This window comes from Paenibacillus apis, from assembly GCF_018333295.1.
GTDB lineage: Bacteria > Bacillota > Bacilli > Paenibacillales > Paenibacillaceae > Fontibacillus > Fontibacillus antibioticophila.
This window is the reverse complement of the sequence record NZ_BORS01000004.1, coordinates 67829-91675: the sequence shown is the minus strand read 5'-3', so window position 1 is coordinate 91675 and position 23847 is coordinate 67829. Positions and strand designations below refer to the sequence as shown.

The 23847-nt window shown below is 42.7% G+C and carries 26 protein-coding genes and 1 pseudogene; 5 read left to right on the top strand and 22 right to left on the bottom strand.

Annotated elements, in window-relative coordinates; all coding sequences use genetic code 11:
- Positions 1–4: 4 nt before the first annotated feature.
- The 9 genes from KI362_RS07155 to KI362_RS07115 form a co-directional block, all read right to left on the bottom strand.
- Entirely contained in the window at positions 5–2137 is a 2133-nt protein-coding gene (locus KI362_RS07155) for a hydantoinase/oxoprolinase family protein (protein ID WP_301625991.1), read from the bottom strand.
- Between the two features lie 63 nt (positions 2138–2200).
- On the bottom strand, positions 2201–3553 hold the full coding sequence (locus tag KI362_RS07150; RefSeq protein WP_301625989.1) for a citrate transporter: 1353 nt from the start codon (positions 3551–3553) through the stop codon (positions 2201–2203).
- 236 nt (positions 3554–3789) lie between these two features.
- Positions 3790–5208 (bottom strand): beta/gamma crystallin-related protein, encoded by a 1419-nt coding sequence (locus KI362_RS07145; RefSeq protein ID WP_301625987.1) that lies wholly within the window; start codon positions 5206–5208, stop codon positions 3790–3792.
- A gap of 243 nt (positions 5209–5451) precedes the next feature.
- Complete coding sequence (locus KI362_RS07140) at positions 5452–6525, bottom strand: acyl-CoA dehydrogenase (protein ID WP_301625984.1); 1074 nt, start codon at positions 6523–6525, stop codon at positions 5452–5454.
- An 89-nt stretch (positions 6526–6614) separates the two neighbouring features.
- Positions 6615–6869, bottom strand: coding sequence for a PQ-loop domain-containing transporter (locus KI362_RS07135; RefSeq protein ID WP_233500629.1), 255 nt, complete (start codon positions 6867–6869; stop codon positions 6615–6617).
- A gap of 135 nt (positions 6870–7004) precedes the next feature.
- On the bottom strand, positions 7005–7244 hold the full coding sequence (locus tag KI362_RS07130; protein WP_301625983.1) for a DUF3977 family protein: 240 nt from the start codon (positions 7242–7244) through the stop codon (positions 7005–7007).
- 17 nt (positions 7245–7261) lie between these two features.
- Positions 7262–7741 (bottom strand): DinB family protein, encoded by a 480-nt coding sequence (locus KI362_RS07125; protein ID WP_044478214.1) that lies wholly within the window; start codon positions 7739–7741, stop codon positions 7262–7264.
- A 19-nt stretch (positions 7742–7760) separates the two neighbouring features.
- Complete coding sequence (locus tag KI362_RS07120; RefSeq protein WP_301625981.1) at positions 7761–8171, bottom strand: NUDIX hydrolase; 411 nt, start codon at positions 8169–8171, stop codon at positions 7761–7763.
- On the bottom strand, positions 8116–9000 hold the full coding sequence (locus KI362_RS07115; RefSeq protein WP_301625980.1) for a hypothetical protein: 885 nt from the start codon (positions 8998–9000) through the stop codon (positions 8116–8118). Before KI362_RS07115 ends, KI362_RS07120 begins: the two co-directional genes overlap by 56 nt.
- A gap of 122 nt (positions 9001–9122) precedes the next feature.
- Here KI362_RS07115 and KI362_RS07110 point away from each other — a divergent pair, with 122 nt between their 5' ends.
- On the top strand, positions 9123–10064 hold the full coding sequence (locus tag KI362_RS07110) for a zinc-binding dehydrogenase (RefSeq protein ID WP_301625979.1): 942 nt from the start codon (positions 9123–9125) through the stop codon (positions 10062–10064).
- 4 nt (positions 10065–10068) lie between these two features.
- On the opposite strand, the gene KI362_RS07105 is transcribed toward KI362_RS07110, so the two are convergent.
- The 3 genes from KI362_RS07105 to KI362_RS07095 all read right to left on the bottom strand — a co-directional run bounded on the left by KI362_RS07105 (position 10069) and on the right by KI362_RS07095 (position 12614).
- Positions 10069–10572, bottom strand: coding sequence for a DinB family protein (locus tag KI362_RS07105; protein ID WP_301625977.1), 504 nt, complete (start codon positions 10570–10572; stop codon positions 10069–10071).
- Positions 10573–10955: 383 nt separating this feature from the next.
- The gene (locus KI362_RS07100; protein ID WP_301625976.1) at positions 10956–12137 is read right to left on the bottom strand and encodes a cysteine desulfurase family protein; all 1182 of its coding nucleotides are present in this window, start codon (positions 12135–12137) and stop codon (positions 10956–10958) included.
- Positions 12138–12161: 24 nt separating this feature from the next.
- Complete coding sequence (locus KI362_RS07095) at positions 12162–12614, bottom strand: hypothetical protein (RefSeq protein ID WP_301625975.1); 453 nt, start codon at positions 12612–12614, stop codon at positions 12162–12164.
- A 206-nt stretch (positions 12615–12820) separates the two neighbouring features.
- Here KI362_RS07095 and KI362_RS07090 point away from each other — a divergent pair, with 206 nt between their 5' ends.
- The 4 genes from KI362_RS07090 to KI362_RS07075 all read left to right on the top strand — a co-directional run bounded on the left by KI362_RS07090 (position 12821) and on the right by KI362_RS07075 (position 17404).
- Positions 12821–13420 (top strand): MauE/DoxX family redox-associated membrane protein, encoded by a 600-nt coding sequence (locus KI362_RS07090; RefSeq protein WP_301625974.1) that lies wholly within the window; start codon positions 12821–12823, stop codon positions 13418–13420.
- A gap of 12 nt (positions 13421–13432) precedes the next feature.
- Complete coding sequence (locus tag KI362_RS07085) at positions 13433–13984, top strand: thioredoxin family protein (RefSeq protein ID WP_301625973.1); 552 nt, start codon at positions 13433–13435, stop codon at positions 13982–13984.
- 229 nt (positions 13985–14213) lie between these two features.
- A complete protein-coding gene (locus KI362_RS07080) occupies positions 14214–16055 on the top strand; it encodes an ABC transporter ATP-binding protein (protein ID WP_301625971.1) in 1842 nt (613 codons plus the stop codon).
- Positions 16040–17404: an ABC transporter substrate-binding protein gene (locus tag KI362_RS07075; RefSeq protein WP_301625970.1), complete on the top strand. Its 1365-nt coding sequence runs from the start codon at positions 16040–16042 to the stop codon at positions 17402–17404. The genes KI362_RS07080 and KI362_RS07075 overlap by 16 nt, the downstream gene beginning before the upstream one ends.
- 113 nt (positions 17405–17517) lie before the next feature.
- On the opposite strand, the gene KI362_RS07070 is transcribed toward KI362_RS07075, so the two are convergent.
- From KI362_RS07070 to KI362_RS07030, 10 genes and pseudogenes are all read right to left on the bottom strand, one after another.
- A complete protein-coding gene (locus tag KI362_RS07070) occupies positions 17518–18033 on the bottom strand; it encodes an AAA family ATPase (protein ID WP_301625969.1) in 516 nt (171 codons plus the stop codon).
- Between the two features lie 89 nt (positions 18034–18122).
- Positions 18123–19013: a phosphotransferase gene (locus KI362_RS07065; protein WP_301625968.1), complete on the bottom strand. Its 891-nt coding sequence runs from the start codon at positions 19011–19013 to the stop codon at positions 18123–18125.
- A 41-nt stretch (positions 19014–19054) separates the two neighbouring features.
- Positions 19055–19402: a RidA family protein gene (locus tag KI362_RS07060; RefSeq protein WP_301625966.1), complete on the bottom strand. Its 348-nt coding sequence runs from the start codon at positions 19400–19402 to the stop codon at positions 19055–19057.
- 94 nt (positions 19403–19496) lie between these two features.
- Positions 19497–20078: a DJ-1/PfpI family protein gene (locus KI362_RS07055; RefSeq protein WP_301625964.1), complete on the bottom strand. Its 582-nt coding sequence runs from the start codon at positions 20076–20078 to the stop codon at positions 19497–19499.
- Positions 20079–20392: 314 nt separating this feature from the next.
- A pseudogene (locus tag KI362_RS25510) lies at positions 20393–20833 on the bottom strand (DUF6886 family protein).
- A gap of 84 nt (positions 20834–20917) precedes the next feature.
- Positions 20918–21376: a GNAT family N-acetyltransferase gene (locus KI362_RS07050; RefSeq protein WP_301625962.1), complete on the bottom strand. Its 459-nt coding sequence runs from the start codon at positions 21374–21376 to the stop codon at positions 20918–20920.
- A gap of 304 nt (positions 21377–21680) precedes the next feature.
- Positions 21681–22397, bottom strand: coding sequence for an HAD family hydrolase (locus tag KI362_RS07045; protein ID WP_301625960.1), 717 nt, complete (start codon positions 22395–22397; stop codon positions 21681–21683).
- 111 nt (positions 22398–22508) lie between these two features.
- Positions 22509–22667 (bottom strand): hypothetical protein, encoded by a 159-nt coding sequence (locus tag KI362_RS07040; protein ID WP_301625958.1) that lies wholly within the window; start codon positions 22665–22667, stop codon positions 22509–22511.
- Positions 22668–22714: 47 nt separating this feature from the next.
- Positions 22715–23206: an AAA family ATPase gene (locus tag KI362_RS07035; RefSeq protein ID WP_301625957.1), complete on the bottom strand. Its 492-nt coding sequence runs from the start codon at positions 23204–23206 to the stop codon at positions 22715–22717.
- A gap of 149 nt (positions 23207–23355) precedes the next feature.
- Positions 23356–23835 carry a hypothetical protein gene (locus tag KI362_RS07030; RefSeq protein WP_301625955.1) on the bottom strand — a complete coding sequence of 160 codons (480 nt, stop codon included), beginning with the start codon at positions 23833–23835 and terminating at the stop codon, positions 23356–23358.
- Positions 23836–23847 lie beyond the last annotated feature (12 nt).

Sequence of the window (23847 nt, the reverse complement as noted above, 5' to 3'; positions counted from 1 at the left end):
GAGCTTAGCTTTGCTTCATATTGGCGGCAACCACGATAATTTCTTCATCCGGCTCGAAGGTGGACACCTCGATATCCATCAGCAGCTCCAATTGTTCAAATTCGGATGCTGTAAAGTCCATAACTCTTGCTCCGATACATAAATAATAATCAGGCCGGGCAATAAGCTCTGTTTTATATACGGCCATATCCTCCCACAGCTTCTTCACAGCTTGCAAATAGTTGCCGGCTGTCGTCTTGATCGCCAGCGCACGACCGCGCTGGATTTTAATAAACCCTTTATTATCCACAATACGAATAGCCCCGGCATCTCCTGGCTTGTCGGTCTTTTCGCCAAAGATATGAAAGTATCTCGTCTTTTGCAAGAGCTGCGTCCGCTCCACCGGAATACGCATATCGCTTGCGGATATTTCTTGCAGCTCTTCTTCACTGCATTCCTTTAATAACTCATTGGTTTTCACTTCTGTAGAACCGGTAGCTATGGCCGTGACCTTCGAGGTTTGCGGATCGATATCGATATGAATTTCTACGCTTTCCGGTGTGGCCCCGCTTTGGATGGCCTTATTCATCGCTTCCAGCTTGATGGCACTGATTTGCTCTTTGGAAGGCGATGGGATGATCCGCTCCACCACGTCCCGAACCATGGCCAGCGCAACGCCAATCGAAGAGATAACCTCCGCATTTTCAGGAATACTATATTTCAGCCCCATCTTCTCGGCAAAATAAACAATCAACGAAGCTGCGCCGCCGCCGACACCCACGAGAGAAATCTGATCTTTCTCCAGCTTGTATTTGTCCGCCAGCGCCAAAATAACAGGTTCAATCTTGGCGTACGCCTTCTCCATGATTTGCCGGGCAATATCCTCGACTGTCGAACCGCAGTAATCGGCCAGCGCCTGCATCGCCTTTCTCGCCGCTTCAACATTGCCATGGGAGAAATGATCTTCCTTGACCAAGCCAAGCACATTAGCTGCACAGGAGTTGGTAATGGTCACCCGCTCCCCGCTCTCCAGCCGAATCGCCACATAATCTGCAGGGTCTCCAGGCTTGGGCGAGAAGAATTCCACCTTAGGTCCTTGGATGTTAGCCGGGTCGGTAAATACGGCATAGTCAAGCCCGGCAATATGCGCAGACCTTGGACCCACATCGATGACCCCGTTCTTGTCAGCACGAACCATGGACCCTCCGGCTACCCCAAGCACCCGAACGTCCAGCGAGTTGACATAGGTAGGATGACCGCCAACGATGGAATAGTCAATGGCAGGCCGACCATTCTTAATAACGCCGATATTCGTTGTGGTTCCACCGACCTCAAAATAAACTCCGTTGGAGGCTCTTAAATACATCAAAGAGCCCATCACCGAAGCGGCCGGACCAGAGAGCATCGTGAGAATGGGGCGCTTCTTCATCTCACTAATCTCCATGACTCCCCCATCACCACGCATAATCATAAGCGGCACATGCACGCCGGCCTCATTAACGGATTGCTCGGTGGAATTGGCCGTATCCAGCATCTTAGGGAGAATACTGGCATTAATCGCCGCCGTTCTTGTGCGGCGGGTTAATCCATATAGCTTCGTAATATCGGACGCCATGGTGGTAGGAAGCCCTTTGTTCTCCGCTTTCTCATGGACGAGCTGCTCCGGTCTGCCATTATCCACGCCGAAGGCCATCGACGGAACAATCACCTGCGCACCCAGCCCTTCCAGGTCCTCGATCACTTGCACCACGGTCTCTTCCGTCATTTTTTTGACATTGATAAAATGATTATATATTTTAATTGCCTTGCTGTTCCCCAAGTCAATGTCTGACAACTTCGTCTGCCTCTTAGCCAGAAAACCTTCAAATCCCCCCTTGCCCATCCCGATAATGCCAACCTGGGCGATATCCCCTTCAATCAGCGCATTGGTCGCTTGTGTGGTGCTATGCGCGACAAAAACAACATCCTCTGGTTGAATCTGATTTTCCGTCAAGCAATTCTGGAAGCATCTGACGACTCCGGCAGCCACGCCTCGCGGGTCGTCATGCGTAGTTTTGACCGAGGATTTTCCGATAATATCATGGGTTTCATTGTCAATGGCTACCGCCTTGGTATGAGTTCCCCCTACGTCAATTCCCATGCGAATGATTCTACTCATGTTTGTCCTCCAATCCTTATATAGCCGGTTACCGCCCTTAAGTACGGCAACCGGCTTGCTCTATTAAACCAAGCTGCCGTACATCACAAACACGACGGCACAAAGTATAACTCCGATTATCCAGCCGGAAGGAATAGACATCTTCATGAAGTCTCTGGCTGGAACCTTGGTATAACCAAATCCCCAGGCAACCCAGGATTGGGTGACGTCCAGATGCTGCGGCGCCACCGTCGTAACGGCGAACAACGGGTACAGAAATTGCACGGGCCATGCCGCCGTCGAGACGACTACAGCCAGAATAGCCGCCCCCGAGCCGACCAGGTTCATCGGGCCGCGGAAGAAGCCAAGCGGTGTCAGGATGGCAAACACAATACATAATAACAAGGCTGTCTGCGGCATCACGCCGCCGAACAGAATTTTAAAATAAGGCGAGGCATATGTAGCGGCATTGTTGAACATCGCAAGGGTCAGCAAGAATCCGATCATCGGCGCCACATCAATGGCACCATCTGCGAACTGCTTGGATAACATCCGGCAAATACTCGCAAATCCGCCTTTAAGCTTGCCGCAGGTCAACAGGGCGAACAAGCCCGCAAAGATAAATCCGAAGATAATCGGGATTTTGAACAGGACCACGCCGATGACCGGCAGAATAATGGAAATCCAGGAAATAGCAGGCGCATCATTAGTGTTCTGTTCTTCAGGTGTAGTGGCTGCCCAGGCACGAGAGATTTTTTTATTGTTCATAGACAGGTTGGCCACAATAAGCACGATGACCAGTGAGACGGCCATCGCAATCATCCCGAAGGTAAAGTAGTCGTTGTAATCGTAGCTGGCATAGCTTTCGTTGGCGGTAGCGAAAAAGGCTTGATACTGTTTGAAGTTCACGATATTTCCGAAAATCCCGGCCATAATGGAGCCCATGAAGGAGAATAACGCTACTGAGGAAGGAATACCTAAGGACAACATGATCGGGAGCACGATAACAGCGATGGAGATGACGGGGCCAATCCCGGTCATGGACGTAAAAATAACAGCTGTCACAATACAGAGCAGCGACATCGTCACACGCGGTTTGTCTCCGCCTAGTTCTACCACTTTACGAATCAGTGTGGCAGCAATGCCGGTGTCCATCAGGATTCGGCCAAAAAACGCCCCGAAGAAAACGTTTACAAGAATGGCCTTGCCATAGTTCTCCGGCCCTGTCTGAAATACATTTGTCAGCACGGAAACGAACGTCTGCCCTTCCATCATAGAATTGGGCGAAATCGCATTGCCAATTAAAGCGATACCCGTCCACAGCACCGACATGATGAAAAAACCAACCATGAGATTGTAACCCTTCACGCAATACCACACGAGCCCAAAAAATGATAAAACCATCAAGAAACCAATTACATAGTTCGTTACATCCACAAAATGCCCTCCTTAAATTAGGAATAAAAAAGCAAGAACTAACATACTAACATGCTATTTTGATTACTGACATGTTAGTTATTCGGTCAAATATTATCATGTCATCTAGATAACGTCAATAGGTTTCCGCACACAAAGCTTGTCCCGTTCTTTAAACGGTAAGTTGTTTTTCATAAATAGAAAATAAAAGGGAAACCATGAAAGATTCATAGTTTCCCGTCATCAATGATATCGATCTAAGAGGTCCGCTCTACTTTTATGGAAGATGTCTTGTCATTAAAGTCATTACCGAGATAGGAAGTATCACCCAGCAACACTTTGGTTGCTCCCCGAAAATCGCCATGCTCATAAAGGGTGACCTTGTAGCCGCTCGGTACTTTTAGTGAAGAAATCGAGTCGTTGGGGATTCCCTTAGCGACTAGATCACTTACGCTATAACTGCCGACATCCAGGCTGACAGCGGCCCCCTTGTAATCGGCATCCCTATAAACTACAGGTATTCTTTCAACTTTGAGAGAGGACGTTTTATCATTAAAATCACCGAGAGATGCAACGTCCGACGTAATCACCCTTTGCGCGCCGCCAAAATTCAAATGTTCATAGAGGGTGACCTTAATGCCAGGAGTTACCTTCAACGAAGAAAGCGTATCGTTTGCAATACCGGCAGCTACCATTTCATTGTAGTTGTAGGAGCCTGCCCCAAGTGCTACAGCATAACCCTCATAATTGGCGTTCCCATAGAAGATAGCTCCCTCCGAGATCGTGTCCCCATAGGTGACTTGAGGGAATTCCCTACGTGCCGCCTGATATTGGCTTTCGAATTCACTTGGCCAGCCAAAAGCAGTGACGGCACGGGATTTCAAATCGGCCTTGGCCGCGCCACTCATAAAGTGTACATACTCGCCCATATTCATATTTCTCGTATACTGACCGGATGAATTTTTCGGATAGTGTTGAGCCAACAACTGGAAATATCTCGTCAGCACTTGCTTTTCTCCATAGTTACTATAAATCGGATAATACCAGTTTATAAACCAGTAGGTTCCTGCTTGCGGGAAATTTTCCGCCTTGCTGGTGAAGCTATTGTAAATTCGCTGGGCTTCACTGTTTAATCCTAATGCTTTATATACATCATATTGATAAATTTCAGCCCACTTGCTGTCTCCCCACAGTCTGAAGGCTGGGGAACCCTTGGTGTCATTGGCCGCGAACTCCACGATATGGGCCACTTCATGAACCAGGATATCCAGATTCCAGCCGCTTGGACTTTTGAAGTCGGAGCCGCCGATATCGATGACATTGCGGTAGTCGTGGTCGGCGTTATAAGCGTAGCCCGGATGGCCGCCGCTATACTTTTTATTATGGACAATGACGTAAAGTCGACCATCCCCGCCCATGGAGCCATAAGTTTGCTTGGTATATCTCCATACATCGGCAGCCGTCGAGTAGATCCAGCCAATTTGATTCGGGTCGATATCATCATCTACATAAACCGCCACCTCATCATTATAGTGCGCCAACTTGAGCAACTCCTTATGCTCAAACCAGTGCTCTTGCCAGGTTGGGGGCGGAGCGCTCGCGGCATTTGCCGGAGCTTGGGGAAGGGAACACAAAACGATGACCAACACCATAAAGAAAATCAATGATTTCTTCACAATACATTCCTCCTCGTTTGTTCGTTTCCTTGAATTTTAATATTTTGTAATATTATTACATTACATGACATAGATTAATAAATTTTGGTAGATAATGCAACCGCAAAATAACTTTGAGAAAATAAAAACATCCGGGCTGATTAAGGAAGGAATCTGCTTTACTCGTATGATATTCATCCAGTTCAGGCAAACATAGCAAAAAAGCCGCATCGACATCCGATGCGACTCCTTTCTGAAATGGCCTTAAGAATAGCTCCGCAGCAGCGAATGGGAGCATGCCGTCTGAAGATCTCGCCAGCACCGGTTAACCTCGCTGTCTTCCATGGCTGCTGCCAACCCTAACAGCGGAAATAAGGCTTGACCGCAGGTTAACGCTGTTTTGGCTGCCCCAATGCTCGCAGCGGTTATTTCCGCTTCAGTGGAAGCCGATATTCCTCCTTGAAGAAGCAGCTCTCGCCAGGAGGCCTCAACGCTCTTGTAAAAGGTTGTCGTGAAATCCCGAAGGAAATCGGAGTGCTTTTTAAGTTTGTCCATAACGTAGGTCCCGCCGCCTCTCTCTACAGCCAAAGCTTCAGCTGCTTCGAGGAAATGCTCGGCAATGCCGATAGCCACCGCCGCAAAGGACACCTGTGCGAACGGCAGGAATGGATAACGATAGATGGGTTCGTTCTCAAAACCCATTGTCTTGTCAAACATAAATGTCCGATGTTCCGGAACGAAAACTTCATCCGCTGCAATGGTGTGGCTAGCCGTCGCCCGAAGGCCGAAAGCGTTCCAATCCGGATGAATACGGATCTGCTCCGGATGAAAAGCAAAAGCACGTATCTCCTTCTCTACAGATGCAGATACTGTACAATCCGATTCAGTCGATGTCTCTGCAGCCTCGATTACCGCATTGGCCGTAAAGGTCGTTGCATAAGACGAGCCGCTGCAATATTTCCAGCTCCCGCTGACGATATAGCCTCCTTCGACCCGCTTGGCCGTCCCCGTCGGCATCCCGCTGCCTGCAATAACCGCCTCTCGCCGAGCGAAAATTTGCTGGCTGACGTCGTGCTCCAGCAACGCCGCGAAAAATCCGCCGCCCGCTCCAATGGTTACCGCCCAGCCCAGATTGCCATCGATCCTGGAGCATGCTTGAAATTGACGAGCAGCCTCCGGCAGCTCCGTCATTCTTCCATCCAACTGATTCGGAACGAACAGATGAAATAGACGCCGGTCGTAAATAAAATCAAGAACGGCCTTCGGAAACCTCCGATTCTTGTCCATGTCAAGAGAATGCTGCCTGATGAATTCGATTTCTTGCTGTGTATACGCCATAATGACTCCTCTCGATCGATTTTTTCAATCCTTCTCTCTGTTATTCCCTCATGTTAAACAGAACGATTAGTTTCTTCATTTCTACTCCTTTAGCGAGAACGAAATCGCAAAATCAGCAAGATAACAATTGATACCATCATAAATGAAAGGGTGTTCGTCATTAAAAAAGCCAACCCTGTTCCTTCAACCACTAAACTGACTGCATAAACTTCCATAAGGCTGATTCCGAATAACATTAACAAATACGACTTCAAGCTTAAGTCTTTTACAGACCTGGTCTTAAAAATCTGAACAATCTGCGGTATAAAGCCTAATGAGAGTATAATTCCACCCGTCAATTGCATCACAGAAAAAATCATAATCCACCTCGCAGTTCAGCCTTTTATAAAACCTATTCGAGATAAATCCCCTTCATTTTATATATGCTTAATCTCTTCATACTCTATTAGCCAACAGTCTCTAAATTGTCCTGCTCTTGATCAAACCCCGTAAAAGCCAAGTATTATTTTGAACTTCTTTCTACTCTTGGTCTGAATCTTGAACCCTTCTTTAAGATCAAGAATGAGAACGGTCCTTCTTATCCAAAGCCTCAAATAAACTGACCTTAATCTAAACGGTCTGACTATGCCTTTCATTTCAGTCTCTGTTCCATCTTCATGCTCAATTTCCGTTCTGATCATCCACGTATTGCCAATCCCTATCTCAACATACTTCTTCAATAAACCCTCTCCTGAGATTAGTTATCTTTCATTTGCTTTTTTAGTAACATGATTTGCCCAATATGATAGGCATTATGAATAGATAAATTTGAAACCACGCCCCACCAGGCAGCACCATAGTAATCAGGAATCACTTTAGTTAGCTTTGATTCTTCGCATTTTTCTAACGCTTCTATCCAACGGCTAAATATATTTTCAAGTCTAATTAGTGTCTTCTTCCATTCATGTTCATTGATGCAATTTGGATCCAAATAAAAAGTTTCATCGTTATTAATCGTACTACTCATTATAATATTCTCAGTTTCAAAACGCTCAAGCCATCTCTCATTCCAAAAAATAAGATGATTCACAATGGACCATATAGATTGTTTTTCATCGCTTTTATAGGCTGCTTCTTTTGATGTTAAATCCCTCAATATTTCCTCAAGAGGAATGAACCAACTCTTATCGTTGTAACATGCAGTTATTTGGTCAATTAAAATCGATTTGTAGGCCATGAACATCCCCGTTTCTGAACTAATTCTCAAATCTGTGCTTTAAATAATACTTAATTCCTGCCCGGTCAACGTCTGAAAATTGTCTAGGATCTTCAATCATCAGTCTACTGACTTCATCAATGGGTACCCATCGTATATCCTTAGTCTCATCCCCAACTACTAACAGATTGCCTTCTGCCTTACATATAAAATACATACCTACAGAATCAACCGGCCCTTTAATGGTTTGATATACACAAAACGGTTCCAGGCATTCCACCTCGAAATCTGGATTGATGCCCCGCGTATCCACATATTTCTGACTGCCTTCTACTTCTATAACAGTTAACCCCGTCTCTTCGTACACCTCTCGTCTCAAACCATCCAGGATCGGTTCATATACCAAAAGATGTACAATCAACGGGACATCCCAGGTTCTCGAATACTGCATGGGCCGCAGTATCTACTGGCAGGAAAACCTCAATTTGCGGATACAAGCAGTTACCTTCAGAAATTGAAATCTGTCTGTAGCGAATCGGAACAAGCTCACCGGAGCTTTTCCTTTCGGCTAATATCGTTTGAGTATGGTCAGCCCCTGCCTCTATATCCGGCACATCCAGATAGTCGCCCACGTTATATTTTTGAACTCGATCAAACAATTCTTGATACCACTTATCATAACGCGAGAGCATGTGCTCCCTCTTGAAGGCACGTATCCCGTTTTTGGCATGCTCTTCCCACTGCTCAAATGACGCTTTGTCGAAAGTGGAGCGAGGCCCTACAGGTAAGTCCGAATTAAAATGTAAATCGATCCTATTCATTAATCCGTCATATGAACGGTCGAAAGGGATATCAAACAATTGGCTAAACGACTCATTAAACCCCTTGATGTCTTGGGTGTGGGTTACAATCATCGCAGGAAAAGGAATGCCTTTCATGGTTTGCCGGGCCCGCTCCAATGCAAGCTCCAACGGCCTTCCCTCCAATTCGGTCTGAATCGGAAGATAACCGGCTGCCAACAGCAAATCATTGCGCTCATCGGATGTACACTCCAAATATTCTGCAATCGTTATCATCGTCTGACGAGCCGGTATACGGCGCGTACGACCAACCAGCAAGTTTTTATACGAAGGAAAAGCCTCGTCATTAAGCTCTTGTTGAGTAAATCGTTTCAAATGCGGGTTGGGTTGATAGGCAAGCGATTGCTGCCGTTTTATCCGCAGCGCTTCAATTTCACCCACGACAATTTTATGTCTTGAATTCTCCGCAGCTAGATCCATCTTCTCTCCCCTTCTTATGAAGTGTAATTCTGCACTTGGGTCTAACATGTATTTAAAGTATACTCCTCATTGAAAATGAAAAATATCTAATGGCACACCACCATACATGGAGGAGAAACCCTATGATTCGTACCATTGTAACTGATCCGCTAGCCCCGTCAAATTTGGCATTCAAAAAAGTTGCCCCCCCACAAGCCATGCCTTGGGAAGCACTCGTGCAAGTGAAAGCCTTCTCTCTCAATCGCGGTGAAATCAAAGACGCTAACGATTCGAAAGCTTCCAGCCGCCCCGGCTGGGACTTCGCCGGAATTGTCATCGAGCCGGCCAAGAGCGGCACAGGTCCGCAAAAAGGGGCCCGGGTTGTTGGTTTGCTCCCGATGGGAGCCTGGAGCGAGCAAATCGCCGCCCCTGTATCGATGCTTGCAGAAATCCCGGAAAAGCTCACTTTTGCGGAGGCAGCAACCCTCCCCGTGGCAGGACTCACGGCTCTTTATGCACTCCGAAAAGGCGGCATGCTGCTTGGTAAGCGCATTTTCATTACTGGCTCTACCGGCGGAGTCGGGCTATTTGCCCATCAGCTTGCAGCCCAATCCGGCGCATTCGTTGTAGGTACGGCAAGCACGGAAGAGAAGGCCGCGCTTGTTCGTGAGGCCGGTTCCGACGAAGTGATTATTGGATATTCCGCAATTTCATCTGCCCGCCAGTTTGGACCGTTTGATCTCGTCATCGACTCCATAGGCGGCAATACACTAGCGGCTTTACTGCCGCAGCTAGCGCCTCAAGGAGTTTGCGTTGCGCTAGGATTCTCTTCTTCGAATACCGCGACCATCGATATGATGAATCTGGTGACCAGCGGCGGAAAAACCTTGTACAGCTTCTTCCTAGGTGAGGAGGCCACTCGTCACGCAGTCGCAGACGATCTGAGTTTGCTGGCCCGGCTCGTCATAGAAAAACGATTGATTCCCCGGATCGAAGTGGAGGCTAACTGGAACGACATTGCCACCGTGGCTCGTGATCTCAAGGAACGGAAATTCTCTGGAAAAGCCGTTCTTCACATAGATTGATTGTCTAATGTTCATCTATAATTTCTTTAATTTGTTTAATATGCCTTTGTTCATGCACATACAGGGATTTCAGCCAATCAATTAATAACATCTCTTTAAACACCGGGTGTGTATAATGCCTTCTACTCAGCACCGATGGATCTTCTACCGCATTTAAAAGTTCATGCAGCTTTTGTCTTGTGTTGTTTAAACTTTCAATGATCACCTGATACTCTAATAATTCATTGGTTGGTCTTGCAATTTCAGGTGCTTCTAATTTATTTCTTCGATCAAGTAGAAATTCAACCGGCTTGTTTTCTATAACTGAATCTTCCTTGCTCTTTAATCCCCTCCTGATGGCTACGATATATAACTCTTCTGTTTTAAAAAGGTGCTGACAAACCTGGCTAATACTCCAGCTTTCAGCATCTTTCCGTTTGTTTATTTGATCTCCGCTCAACCCGTCAAGAATTCCAAGTAATTCGGCTCTAGTTACTTCTAAGTTCTGATTGATTTCTTTAAGCTCCATATTCATAAATCCCCCTAACATTATTTTTTTGCTATATAAGTTGAACTACTGAATTTTACGTTCTGGAGGCAACGTGTGAAGTGTGCTTACGATCGCTGTTGTTCGCGGATTTCTCTAATTGAACTAAAATATTATAAGGTAGGAATCCACTCACAAAGGCGAACGCTTACGCTTCTTCAGCACACTTCACACTTATGCCCTTTCTACGTAGTTTTATAGTTCAACTTATATAGCCCTGTTTTCATCAAATTACCAAGAAACGACCCAGCCCATAGATAGCTCTTATCTTTGGGTGAGTCGTTTGGAGTCTTGGCTTCTACCATGATTATACATCTGATAACCTAATTCTGTTATATATCCATGTCATATACTTTAATTTTAGTTTATTTTTGATGGAGCAGCAATTGAAATTTACTAGTCGATTTGATTTGATCAATCATTTCTGTAATTGAATTTACTAAATATTTTGCATCCTCAAAGCTAACAGACTCATGTAAGCTAAGCCTAATGCTGCTCGATGCAATCTCTTCATTATGGGTCATTGCCATTAGAACACGGCTCTCTTTAGCCTTGGATGAACATGCGGATTGCGACGATACGACGATATTTTTCTTGGCAAGAATACTGATCATGATCGCGGAGGTAATTCCCTTGTTTTGGTAAGAAAAGTTTATGATATGCGGCGCTGACAAAGGGGGTTCAGGGGTATTTATGATAAGTTCAGGAATGGATTGTAGCTTCGAATAAATAAAATGATGTAATGAAGTCAAATACGCCGTCTTTTCAACTTGTTCCGCAATGGATAATTCAACCGCTTCGGTTAAACATACTACTCCAGGGACATTGGTCGTTCCAGGCCTGTGCCCAAATTCATTATTTCCGCCGTACATAAGCGGCATCAGCTCCACTCCCTCTTTTGCCATTAAGATCCCGATACCTTTAGGTCCCCCCATTTTATGTCCAGATAATGTATACAAATCAATATCCTCAAGGTCTAAGTTTGCCTTGCCAAAGCCTTGCACACCATCCACGTGAAATTGAATGGCGGGTTTAGTTTTTAGCAGCTTTCCGATTTCCTGAACGGGCTGAATCGTTCCCGTCTCATTATTTACGTGCATAATACTTACGAGCACTGTATTATCTTGAATAGCTTTTTCTAAAGCAGAAGGATCGACTACTCCCGACCTATCTACGCCTAAGAACGTTACTTCAACTCCTTCATCCCTTAATTGCTTGCAGCAATTGTACACCGACGAATGCTCAATTTCAGATAGAATCAGGTGAGGTATTTGACTGGTTCGCTTCATGTAGGCCCGAACAACCCCTAAGATCGCCATATTATTACTTTCGGTTGCCCCCGAGGTGAAAATAACTTCGGATGGTTTTACATGGAGTACATTCGCTATCCTTTCTCTTGATGCTTCAATTATTCGATTTACTTCAAATCCCATTTCATGGGTAGAGGATGCATTTGCATACAAATTTACGGAGCTGTCTATGAGCTTGTGAATGACCTGAGGATGCAGCGGTGCGGATGCGCAATAATCAAAATATAGCTTGTTCATAGGATCGGCCTCCCAAGTAATTGATCATATCCTTTTGCCAAACATCTTCAAGAACTTACTTCCCCCGCGGTGATGAATAAGCTCCATAACATCCACCGCGTTATAAGCTGCTCCTTTGCTGTATATACAGTGGCTGGTATCCGCGACAACACAAAATGGATAATCATAGACTTGAAAATCAAGCTTTGCTTGCTCGCGGCTAAGAGAGACAATTGAAATCTTCTGTTGGAAAAAATGGTCCAACTCTTGTAAATCCTCCTGATCAGCTGAGGAAAATAAAAGAATCTCCGTATTTGGTTCCCGTACTTTCTTAATTTCAGGCAATAAATCGATGCACCGTACACAATGCAGTGAAATAAAGAAAAGAACCTTCCTTTTTCTGATAGCACGTAAATTCAATGTCGTATTATGTTGAGTTATGTAAGATTTATCGGGGATTAACTCTCCGATTTTTTGACCATTTTCTACATTTTTCACATTCGATTCCTCCCTCCAAACTAGCAATTTATACGTTACCTTTTTCGCAAACTCAAGTCAATATTATCCAATTCAATCATTTTAACCCTGGAATTCTCAAATCTCTGATGTTAAAAAATAGGGTGTTGACAAAATATTGTATGCGTTTTATACTCGGTCCAAGTTAACAAATATGGTTTAATTTAGCATTCAGGACAAAGAAGAGTATGATCGATCGTATCTCTTCATTTTTAATGCCACATGCGCAAACGATTGCGCAAAGGATGGGAGGGAATAGTTGCTCAATGCAAATACTGGACTTAATCCGAATGGTACTGTTTATGTTGCTAATGATCTCCGCCACGTTAAAGTGGGCAAGCATGAAATCTTTTCGCAGAACCTTAATGGCCCTTAATTTGCCTTATCCGCTTTTACGTCCGGGAGCTTGGTTGATTCCGTTATTTGAGCTGATAATCGGCATCGGGTATTTAAGCCAATCAACTCTGCTCGGTTCGGTAATCGCTTTCATTTGCTTATCTCTAGGTTTTTTATGGGCTACTTACACTGGACAAAAAACAGGCGTCCGCTGTCAGTGCTTCGGAAATTTGAGCAATGAACGATTCGGCCTCATTTCATACATAAGAATCCTCCTGCTCATTACGCTCAATTTAGTTCTTTTGGTAAACATCGCAGATATCACTACTTACGTAGCCTTTGACAACGTTCACGAAATTGCGGCGACTACTTTTCTCACCCTAGGCTTTCTGCTTGTTTTAAACCTATTCAACATTCAGTTAGAGTATCGTAAGCGCAAATCTGAAATGTAGGAGGACAAATTGATGAGCAATACCATGCTTTTGACCACCCTTTACGTCCAATGGATCCTTATTCTCTTGCTTTCGATCGGTGTCATTACCTTATTCAAGAAGCATTTAGATATCAAGCTAGGCATGAGACATCATGGTCTAGAAGCAGGCGCCTCCTTTCCGATTGCAAGTGTCCCTGCTCTCTCAGAAAACAACCGCCAGATCGCTATTCAACAAGCGCAGCCTACGATATTTATTATGACGGCCATCGGATGCGGGGCTTGTTCAACCCTATATCCTTGTCTAAATCGCGTAGCTGAACGAAATCAAAATATTCACTTCGTGCTCATGGTTATGGGCGAACCCCAAGAGGTGATTGAATTAGCTGCGAGATATGCTCTGTCCATTCCTGTAGGCGTGCTGACTGAATCCATGATGGAAAGCTTGGAGACAACGATCTTTCCGTTTGCTTATGCTATATCGACGAATCACAAAGTCATCGCCAAAGGAACTATTAATACGGAAGAGCATCTCCAGTTGCTCCTGGACAGCGATGAATTCTTCGAGCTTGGGCAAACCGCATAGTCGAAGTATTCTACCTGCCTTTTGAAAGGAGGTGATAATATGGGTAACTGCCAATACAGCTACTGTACTACAACCTACTGTCCGGGCTCCACAACCAAAAAACTCCGTCATTACTACTGCGAAGGAACCATCTACTACAAGTGCGAATGCTAGAAAGCCCTAATACATGACGGGGAGGAGGATTTCTCCTCCCTTTATCCTATTGATATTACATAAGGAGCAGACTCATATGACCGTCACAAAGAAGACGAGCATGGCCGAGAATCTCAACACCCTTATACGTATCATTCCATTACTGTGGAGAACATCACCGGGAAGATTAACCTTGTCCTGCACTTGCTATGCTATCCTTGCTTTCATTCCGCTTGCTCAAATCTGGATCGTCAAGGAAACCGTAAATACGATAACGAAAGTCATAGAAGGCCATAACGAGCTCCAAATGGCTCTCTTATTGTTACTCCTGCAGTTTCTCCTGATGATTGGATCGGATGCCATTCAGAGTATTAACGAATATTTGGTTGTCCATTTAAAGCAACGAGCCGCCTTTTATATAGATGAGCAAATCGCGATCAAAGCTTCTCATCTGCCTCTGGTTTTCTTCGATAAGCCTGAATATTATGACCAACTGCAACGTGTATCGCAAGGCATGGCATTTCGGGGCCTGACGGTGATTAGTACGCTTATGCAATTGCTGCAGCAGGCACTAACCCTGATATGGTTCATCATTTACTTGGCGCGGATTGATGTATGGTTTGCGATCGTCATGATTCTCTTGTTCGTTCCTTCCTTAATCGTTAATTTGAAGATAGGACAGCGGCGTTATGCTCAGATGATGAATCAAACCGTTGCAGAGCGCAAATCCAATTACGTTATGGGATTAATGACTGGCCGCTCGGCAGCCAAAGAAATGAAGCTCTTTCGTCTCACCCCCTTTCTGCTGCAAAAATGGAAGCACCTCTATTGGAAAAATGCTAATGAGAAAGCTGCACTAACCAAGCAATCTGAAACCAGCAGATTTTTGGCACAGCTCATCATTATATTGTCGAACATGGTAGGCGTTGCTTATATCGTATGGATGTGCAGTAACGGGGATCTTTCCCTGGGGGATTATGTTGCACTATCTCAAGCCTTTATTACAACCCAGGCCGTCATCCAAAGTGCTACTTATAATTTATCTTTAATGTACGAGGAATCCTTATTTCTCAAAGAGCTTTTCTTATTTCTTGACTTCCCGGAAGAACATCCTCACCAGGAGCAGTCCCTTGCTCCGTTCAAGTTGAATCATCAGATTGAGGTCCGAGACCTATGCTTCTCCTACCCGAGCAGTGAAGTGCAACGATTACGAAATATCTCCTTTAAAATTCAAGCAGGGCAAACGATTGCCATCGTCGGTGAAAATGGTGCCGGTAAGAGCACCTTGGCTAAATGCCTGGTAGGACTTTATCAGCCCTGCAGCGGATCCGTGTTAATCGATGGCATCCCGATCGCTAACATAGATAACGTATCTATGAAAGCCAACATTTCGGCCATTTTTCAAGACTTTGTGCAATATCAATTTTCGATTCGTGAGAACATTGGATTAAGTCATTACGAACAAATGGACAGCGATCATCTCATTTACTCGGCCGCTCATAAAGCTGACATAGAGCAGATTGCCAGCAGTTTTAAGCATGGTTTGGACACGGAGCTGGATCCTATCTTTGAAGGCGGACAAGAACTCTCTTATGGTCAGTGGCAAAAAATAGCTCTCGCAAGAGCTTTTTTCAAGGACGCGCCAATTATGCTGCTTGACGAGCCGACCGCTGCGGTCGATCCGATCTCGGAGGCTTATTTTTACGAGCGATTTGCCGAATTAGCTAAAGGCAAAACAACGCTCATGATCTCGCACCGGCTTGCATCCTGTAAGATCGCAGACCATATTCTTGTATTGAAAAATGGAGAATTAATCGAGCAAGGGAATCATGATGCTCTCATCGCTTTAAATGGCGAATATGCGAACATGTTTGACTTACAGGCACAATGGTATGTGAATGAACAGGGGGAGGAAGAATCTGTATGTTCAAATGCTTAAGACTAAGAGGTGTGCTTCTCGGATTAGCACTGCTGTTGGCTCTTACAAGTGCTTGCTCGAACAATGCAGGTAACAGCAAATTGGAAGGGAAATTGGAAGGCCCGCTGAAAGTCATGTATGTTCACGAAGGCCTCTTTTTCCAAAAATATGGAAATTTGTTTATCACCAAATATCCGGGCGTAGAGCTCGAGGTCGTTAATTCGCAATGGATGTTCAATTATGCCGGCGAAGATATCAATAAGGCATTGCAACAATACGTGGAGGAACGGCAACCGGATGTCATTCTTCTGAATGAGAGTAATTATTCATATGCAGTGGATAACGGTATGCTGTTTCCCTTGGATTCCGTGATCCAGCAGGATCAATTCGACCTCGATAGCATTCTTCCATTTGTTACGGAATCGTTGAAGGAACAAGGGGCAGGTATGCTCTACGGTTTGGCTCCTACATTTTCCGGAAGTGCACTCTATTACAACATGGATTTGTTTCAAATGTATAATATTGAATTGCCTAGAGATCGCATGTCCTGGCAGGAGCTATTCGCACTGGCTGAACGATTTCCGACAAATGGGTCAGACGGGGAACGAATCTATGGTCTAACTTCCAGCACGACATCCAGCAATGCCATATTTGATCTATTGAGTAATGTTGCTCGAACCCACGGGCTTTTTTATACTAGTGCAGACGGAACAAGCCTCACGATGGATTCGGAAGCATGGCGCACGATTTACGAGAATATTGTTAAGGCATACAAGTCAGGTGCGATTTTTGATCCGTCGAGCGATTTTTTTTCAGAGGATTTGTTTTTGAAGGAGCAAGCTGCGATGGTCCTTGAGGGATCCTATTACTTGAATCAGATCACGCAAGCTGAAGATCAGAGCGGTTCAACGATCAACTGGGGCCTTGCCACGATTCCCGTGGATCCTGCCGAACCCGATGCTACGATTGCCATGGGACTTACGGAGATATTCGGAATCAATGCCAATTCTCCTAACAAAAAATTAGCATGGGAATTCATCAAATACATCAATGGCCCCGAGGTCGCCAAAACGTTGTCACGGACTACCGATGGTTCGCTTTCCGTCAGATCTTCATTCGTAAGCGAGATGAACGGGAGATCACTTGCCGTATTTTACGAATTGACCAAACCGCGGAATTTCAACAAGCGTTATGAGCACTTGCCCCAAGGCTTCGAGGACGCCTTTGCTGAAATTGTGTCCCAAGAGACCACCTCTATTCTTGAGAATAAACAAACTATCGATGAGGCATTTCAGCATATCAAAGACCGGGGCAGCCAGGAATTGCAACAAGCCCATGAGAAAGGATCCATCACTAAAAAAAACAAGTAGAATAAGCTTATCGGCGATGACGAGTCATTTGACAGATTAGTTTTCTGGTTCCCATGCCTCCAGGAATAAACATAAGCAACAATTCAAGAAACGACCCAGCCATAGATAGCTCTTTAGGCTGAGTCGTTTGTGTTCTTTAAATAGTTTTTTACTTCCTTCGGCTTTCTGAAAATAACAATATCCTTACTTCCCTTGTACTCATCTAATACATTCATGATTTGCACTCGTTGAATTTTTCTAAAATTCCATACGGACTTTAAAAATTTATAATTAATACTTTCTTGGCAGTCCTTCCCCATGTACTCTCCGGTTTTACCATGATTCATAATCCTCCTTTTTATTACCCGGTAAAGACATAGATATCGTGAATAATCAAAAAAGTAAACCGTATCCGCAAAAGATAATCTAAATTCTATTGTTCTTGAATAGTTCCCATCCATGATATAAGTTTCTTGAAGTAATAAATCTCTAAGTATTTCATCAAACTCCTGATCAGTACAGCTAATCCATCCTGGCTTCCAGTAAATTGTATCCAAATGAATTACAGGTATGTCTGATTCTTTGCTAAGTCTTGAAGAAAAAGTCGACTTGCCCGATCCTGGGCAACCAATAACTAATACTCTTTTCATTGTCCCTCCGGAATAGCTTTATTAAGTATCTATGGATAAATGATCCCTATAGAGTCTTCGATTTATGATCCGTGTTGCATCTATAAGTCTTATATGATAGTAGTGCCCTCATCGAGATTCTTACACAATTGTATCCAGTGTTCCCATGCCTTCATGTAATCCGACAAATCACCTGGATGATGCTTTACACTAAGGCCAATTCGGCAATAGAGTTGAATAATTACTTCTTCAATCAGCCTCGATTTTTCTATTCTTACTTGTTCGAGAATATCAGATGCGGTAAACAAGGTTTCAACAGTAATATCATCAGGCGAAGAGCAAAACGCATAAAGAAAATCATAAATAATAGGTCCCACCATAGGAGAGGGGTCTATAACTCCAGTTAATGTTGAATTATTATAAACAAAGTTATGAACCCCTGTATCGCCATGCAATAAGAACCTCTTTCCTTGCCCTGAATCATTATTAAACAATTGAGCAGCTTTCCGTTTTACGTAATTATAATCCTCTATCGATAATATGTTGCCTAAATTGATCCTGGCTTCTTCAATACTTATTTCATTAAATTCCTTCCATGTCTGTCTTGGATATTCAATTCTGCCCCAAATACTCTCTTCTTTATATTCCACGTATTTATTAAGTAGATCTTTAACTAGGATCTTGAGCCAATTTTTCTTTGAACCACGGTTATAATGAGTGGTACCCTCAATGAAGGTATACACAAAATAGGATCTGTCTTGGGCCGTTAATAAGACTTTGGGTAATAATATTGAATCCTCATATGTATTAAGTAAATGTTCAACTAAATGAATTTCGTTAGGGTTATCAAATTTCAGAATATAGGTATGATCTTGTTTTGATTCCAGTTTCAAAACAAAGCCCGCCGTCGTGCCAGATAACCTTTCTATCTGTACAATTTCATCATTAATTTGATGATGTCGAAACAGCGAATTAACCCTATATAGGGTAGGTTCAAACATCCTTTTCTACTCCTTATACACTTGTAGTCTTCTTAGTCCCTTTATTCTATTGCTTTATACGCAACACCATCAATCATCATGAGGCAGTCATTATCAAAAAATTCAGTAGTAGATGTCATTCGAGCAGGAAATTTATTCATTTCAAAATACTCAAGAAATACCTTCTCCATTTCTGGTAAATCTTTTATATTTTTCAGGTACACATTCACCTTAACTAGAGATTCTAACGACATGCCGCACTCCGATAGAGTTCTTTTGAGATTTAAGAGCGTATTATGTATTTGTTCATTGAAGTTCTCTCCAAATCCCCGATGTAAGCCAAGATACACATAGTCCCCTGCAACAACCGCGGAAGAATAGCTATAGGGGGTTGAAATCCTTGTAATCATTCAAATCCTCTCCTTTACTTGATATAATTGGATCAATTATAGAACGAACGTTCCCAATCTGTAAATGATAAAAATAACACGGAATCTTGCCGCTCTACACCTCAACTATTCCTACAGCTGTATAAGGATAATCTAACTGCTTCTTTACGATATTCACTTCCTCCGCTCCTACAAACAGTTCAATTAAAAATAAACCCAAGTCGATTGAGGTAGCTACTCCTCCTGCCGTTATCACGTTCCTATCTTTGACAATTCGGGTCTTTATGACTTCTTTACAATAGGGTTCCAATAAATCATAAACATTAGGATGGGTGGTTGCCCTCTTGTCCTTCAAGAAGCCTGCGGCTCCCAATAGAAGCGAGCCAGTGCATACAGAGATCTTGTAAGTTGCAGATTCCGCAGATCGAATCCAGTCAATAAACTCAGTATCATCCTTTAGTTTTCTGGTTCCCATGCCTCCAGGAATAAACACGAGATCATACTTGGATAAATCGGGTCTGATGACATTCACTTTAACCCGCATTCCAAGCTCATCGGTTACTTCGTCAGTTAATCCACAAATATCCCATGTAGTATCTTTCGTTTTATTAAATAAGCTTAATCGGTAAATGACATCATAAAATCCGACAAAGTCCAGAAAAGTTACTCCATTAAATAGGACTAAAGCTATCTTCATTGAACCATCCCTCCAAAATATTGCTGTGTTAGCGGTCCTCTAATACAAAGAACTTTCCATATCGGCCTTCATCACTAATTACTCCAACCTTCACATCTTCTGATTTCTAATATTGAATCCAAAATGTTTAACGAAACATTCTGCGGACCTCTCGATATCGGACACAGGAATTACATTGTATGCTATTCCTAAGATTCTTCCATTCTCCATAAGTTTACCTCCATAATTGATTATCAAGCTTTTCCATTTAACATTGGCCCGTTATTAAGCTCAATTCACGAAACAACCCAGCCCTAGATAGCGTTTATCTTAGGCTAGGTCGCCTTTGCATTCTCAAATCTATGTATCCCAAAGTCTGTAATACTTGAATTTAGTATAGCCTCTCTAAGTGGGTACAGGTTGGGGGTAAATCTGAGATCAATATTTAAATCCAGAATTCTTTCCATTAAATTTTGCATCGGCTGCATATATAAAGGCTTTACAGTTTGTTCGGATATATAATACCCAGCCGTCTCATCGAACAATTCAAATCCTGCGCTTGGCAACGTATATCGATAAATGGTTGCTTCCTTAATTGCCTAAAACCAATGAGATTCAACTGTAATAATAATATTCGAGTTGCTTCCTCCGAAAAACCTTCGCTCATCCTCTTCTTTCATACCTTGCGATCTTGTATATACAATTCTTGGGCAGTCTCTAGGAAAGAAAAAAGTGAATTCGTGTGCTTTATCAATCGCCCAGACAACCGGCGGCATATCCTTCGATTATGTTTTACCCTTGGTTTGAACAGAGCAATGTTTGATTCGCTGCTGAAATGATAAAGCTCCATTGCATCCTCCTCAGATAGTTAAGTAATAGTGAAAATATTCATCATCTTTCTTATACCCTAAAGATTCGTATAGGCTTTGAGCACTTAAGTTTAAGTGAGATGTAGATAATTCGATTCCCTTAGCTCTTGTTAAAAATGCGAATTCCTTCGCCGAATTCAAAAGTTGTGTTGCTACCCCCCGTTTTCGATATTCTTCAATTACATATAGATCATTTAAAATCCATGACCGTTTCATTGATATAGATGAAAATACCGGATATAGCTGGGTAAAGCCTACTGCCCTTCCGGTCTGAATGTCCCTAGCTATGAAAATAATGGATTCTTGATGCTCAAATCTTTCAAATAGAAACTGTCTTGCTCCTTCCGGATCAGCGGCTTGATTATAGAAAATGCGATATTGATCAAAGATAGCAACTAACTCTTCTAAATCATTAATGGATGCCTGTGTAATTTGAAATTGGGTATTCATCGATATTCATCCTTTAGTTTTTTTGTTTTCATTAGCTATACGCCAAACTGTTTTGAATGATGATCTAGATGTTTATATAACTATCATTGCATGCTCCAGAATCAAGTTCTTAATATCGTTTTTATATCTTTTTTCAAATCCTCAAATATAATTCTCATCTTTAATTTCCCTCACTGTTTTGTTGATTTATCATTCGATTTTGCGTTAGTTCCTTACTTAATACTAGGTCTTCTTCTCGGTTGTATGACCACATGCAAATCCCACGACTTGCTCTTCCGCTTTTCCAGCTTATTCGAGATCAAATTCAAATATCCTTTAACATTTCCTTTAAAGTTAAGGGATCAGCAGCTTTAGTGAAGTTGCTTTCTATATAAGAATTAAACCACGTTGCTTGAATAGGTGTTAACCCGATATTATAGGCTCCCGTTAATTCATCTGAACCACCATCGCCCACAAAAATGGATTCCCGGGGGTCAACCTCCAGATGGTTACATGCCAACTTGTAAATCCTTTCATCCGGCTTCGCATACCCAACCTCATAAGAAAAAATTGCAACATCAAAATATTTTGAAAGACCACTCTCCTCCCAATACCTTACTTCCTCTTCTGTACAATTACTTACTAATCCAAGGCTAACCTTCCTGCTCTTAAGGAAAGATAACAGATCAATAATCTCAGGCCGAATCTTACGAAATGGAATTTCTTTCTCTCTCATTCTCTCCTCGTATAGGAATTTAATTGATTCTTCCTTATAACTTAGCTCCCGCTTTATTAATATGTCTCTAATAACAGAAGGATAATCTGGAAAAATACCCGTCATTCGAGCTTTGCTTCGTATTCTCCATTCTTTTTTATATTCTTCATTTGGAAGTCCCAGAAGCTCGAAATAATCATAGTTCCGATTTGAAATTCTTTTGCCTTCAGAGAATTCGGTCACCAATGTTTCGAACAAATCGAACAATACTGCTTTTGCCTTCAGATTGCTCAACTCCTTTCTTTCAGAACGTCTTTGTAATCCCAAAACGACCCAGCCTTAGATAGATCTATCTTAGGATGGGTCATTTGTTGTCTACGCTTCTTCCAAGTTTATATATCTGAGACAACCCAGCGGCTAAAGCCTGTTGCGGGAATACTATTTTTCAACAATGACTAATGAGAGTGCAACATTAGTTTCACCAGCTCCCATTGGTTTTTGACTCATTACTTTCCAACCATCTGATAATAGATTATTGAGCTCATCCAAATTATTTCTCTTCTCTGAAAAGAACCAAACTATGATTGCTTTTTGCATAAAGCATCTTCCTTTCTATTCATAAAATTCTTTTAATTTAGAATTGACTATAACTTAATTATATCTTCTATTCTTCTGACAATCTCTTCAATGGGCATTTCAGTTGTATCAATAATACTAGTATCCATATTCTCGTACAATCTTAATCGTTCGACGCTTAAAGCTATCTGCTCTGTTGATCTATTATCGTGCTCCATCCTTTGTCGCAATGCAACTTCTGAACACGTTAAAGTAACTTTTTCAACCTGAAAATCCAAGTCACTCAACCGATCAAGTAAGCCGTCTAAAATTCCCTCTCGATGAAGAACCCAGTTGAAAATAACATAGTCGAATGTAGAATTTGTTAAAAAGCTTCTAAGTAAATATGTAATGTTGTTCTCGACCATTCTGATGTTTTCTTCATTGACTATCCACGGATTCATCATCCAGCACCAATCACCATCTAACCATACAGCGTTATCCAGTGACTTATATAATTCTTTACAGATTGTAGTTTTCCCGACTCCCATTGTTCCGTTTATTACAATAAGCTTCTTCATTGAATGCACCTTCATTTTATAGATTTGGAGGAAGGCGTCAGTCGGCCCGCCGCATGAATGCATTCATGTTTCTCCAGCCGTACGCTAGTTCAATATGTTTATCTGCTCCAATTGTTATTATCCGCGATATTAGACATGCGACGAATAATTCAACTTATTCTTTTTATCGCTTTTAAATGCTGAATATGTATACCGATATGTCCTATGCCAAGGATGATAGCAAATGCAATCAACCATATAACTTTCCCATAAATCCCTAATAATAAAAAAGCCATAACAGGCAGACTCGCAAGCGGTACGGGAATTCCATAAAAGCTACGATAAAGATCCCCCTTTGTATGCTCACTAGTAAAATATCTAATCCAACAAAGTTCATAAAAAATCATGAGTAAAAATGATGCTATTAGCCACAAACTCCAAGCCGAAAACGCTGCCATGTTAAAATCACTGAAAATTAACGCACTACCTGTACAGCCTGCTTGTCCAACCCGTTCAAACCCTATTAATACTTTATTTTCATGAGTTATTTTATTATCCGTTGCTTGACTCTTACTCCAAATCATATTTGGAATAAATAACATTAATAAATAAATCAAGCCTACATATGAGAAGCCTAAATGTCCCGTCATAATAGCATCTCC

Coding starts and splice junctions, on each gene's coding strand:
- KI362_RS07135 (WP_233500629.1), bottom strand. CDS start 6,869: ATGCAATTGACGGGTGGAATTATACTCTCATTAGGCTTTATACCGCAG.
- KI362_RS07140 (WP_301625984.1), bottom strand. CDS start 6,525: ATGGCGTATACACAGCAAGAAATCGAATTCATCAGGCAGCATTCTCTT.
- KI362_RS07075 (WP_301625970.1), top strand. CDS start 16,040: ATGTTCAAATGCTTAAGACTAAGAGGTGTGCTTCTCGGATTAGCACTG.
- KI362_RS07060 (WP_301625966.1), bottom strand. CDS start 19,402: ATGATTACAAGGATTTCAACCCCCTATAGCTATTCTTCCGCGGTTGTT.
- KI362_RS07055 (WP_301625964.1), bottom strand. CDS start 20,078: ATGAAGATAGCTTTAGTCCTATTTAATGGAGTAACTTTTCTGGACTTT.
- KI362_RS07100 (WP_301625976.1), bottom strand. CDS start 12,137: ATGAACAAGCTATATTTTGATTATTGCGCATCCGCACCGCTGCATCCT.
- KI362_RS07030 (WP_301625955.1), bottom strand. CDS start 23,835: ATGACGGGACATTTAGGCTTCTCATATGTAGGCTTGATTTATTTATTA.
- KI362_RS07050 (WP_301625962.1), bottom strand. CDS start 21,376: ATGAATACCCAATTTCAAATTACACAGGCATCCATTAATGATTTAGAA.
- KI362_RS07065 (WP_301625968.1), bottom strand. CDS start 19,013: ATGTTTGAACCTACCCTATATAGGGTTAATTCGCTGTTTCGACATCAT.
- KI362_RS07155 (WP_301625991.1), bottom strand. CDS start 2,137: ATGAGTAGAATCATTCGCATGGGAATTGACGTAGGGGGAACTCATACC.
- KI362_RS07035 (WP_301625957.1), bottom strand. CDS start 23,206: ATGAAGAAGCTTATTGTAATAAACGGAACAATGGGAGTCGGGAAAACT.
- KI362_RS07090 (WP_301625974.1), top strand. CDS start 12,821: ATGATCGATCGTATCTCTTCATTTTTAATGCCACATGCGCAAACGATT.
- KI362_RS07080 (WP_301625971.1), top strand. CDS start 14,214: ATGACCGTCACAAAGAAGACGAGCATGGCCGAGAATCTCAACACCCTT.
- KI362_RS07070 (WP_301625969.1), bottom strand. CDS start 18,033: ATGAAAAGAGTATTAGTTATTGGTTGCCCAGGATCGGGCAAGTCGACT.
- KI362_RS07085 (WP_301625973.1), top strand. CDS start 13,433: ATGAGCAATACCATGCTTTTGACCACCCTTTACGTCCAATGGATCCTT.
- KI362_RS07040 (WP_301625958.1), bottom strand. CDS start 22,667: ATGCAAAAAGCAATCATAGTTTGGTTCTTTTCAGAGAAGAGAAATAAT.
- KI362_RS07120 (WP_301625981.1), bottom strand. CDS start 8,171: ATGCAGTATTCGAGAACCTGGGATGTCCCGTTGATTGTACATCTTTTG.
- KI362_RS07125 (WP_044478214.1), bottom strand. CDS start 7,741: ATGGCCTACAAATCGATTTTAATTGACCAAATAACTGCATGTTACAAC.
- KI362_RS07115 (WP_301625980.1), bottom strand. CDS start 9,000: ATGGATCTAGCTGCGGAGAATTCAAGACATAAAATTGTCGTGGGTGAA.
- KI362_RS07105 (WP_301625977.1), bottom strand. CDS start 10,572: ATGGAGCTTAAAGAAATCAATCAGAACTTAGAAGTAACTAGAGCCGAA.
- KI362_RS07110 (WP_301625979.1), top strand. CDS start 9,123: ATGATTCGTACCATTGTAACTGATCCGCTAGCCCCGTCAAATTTGGCA.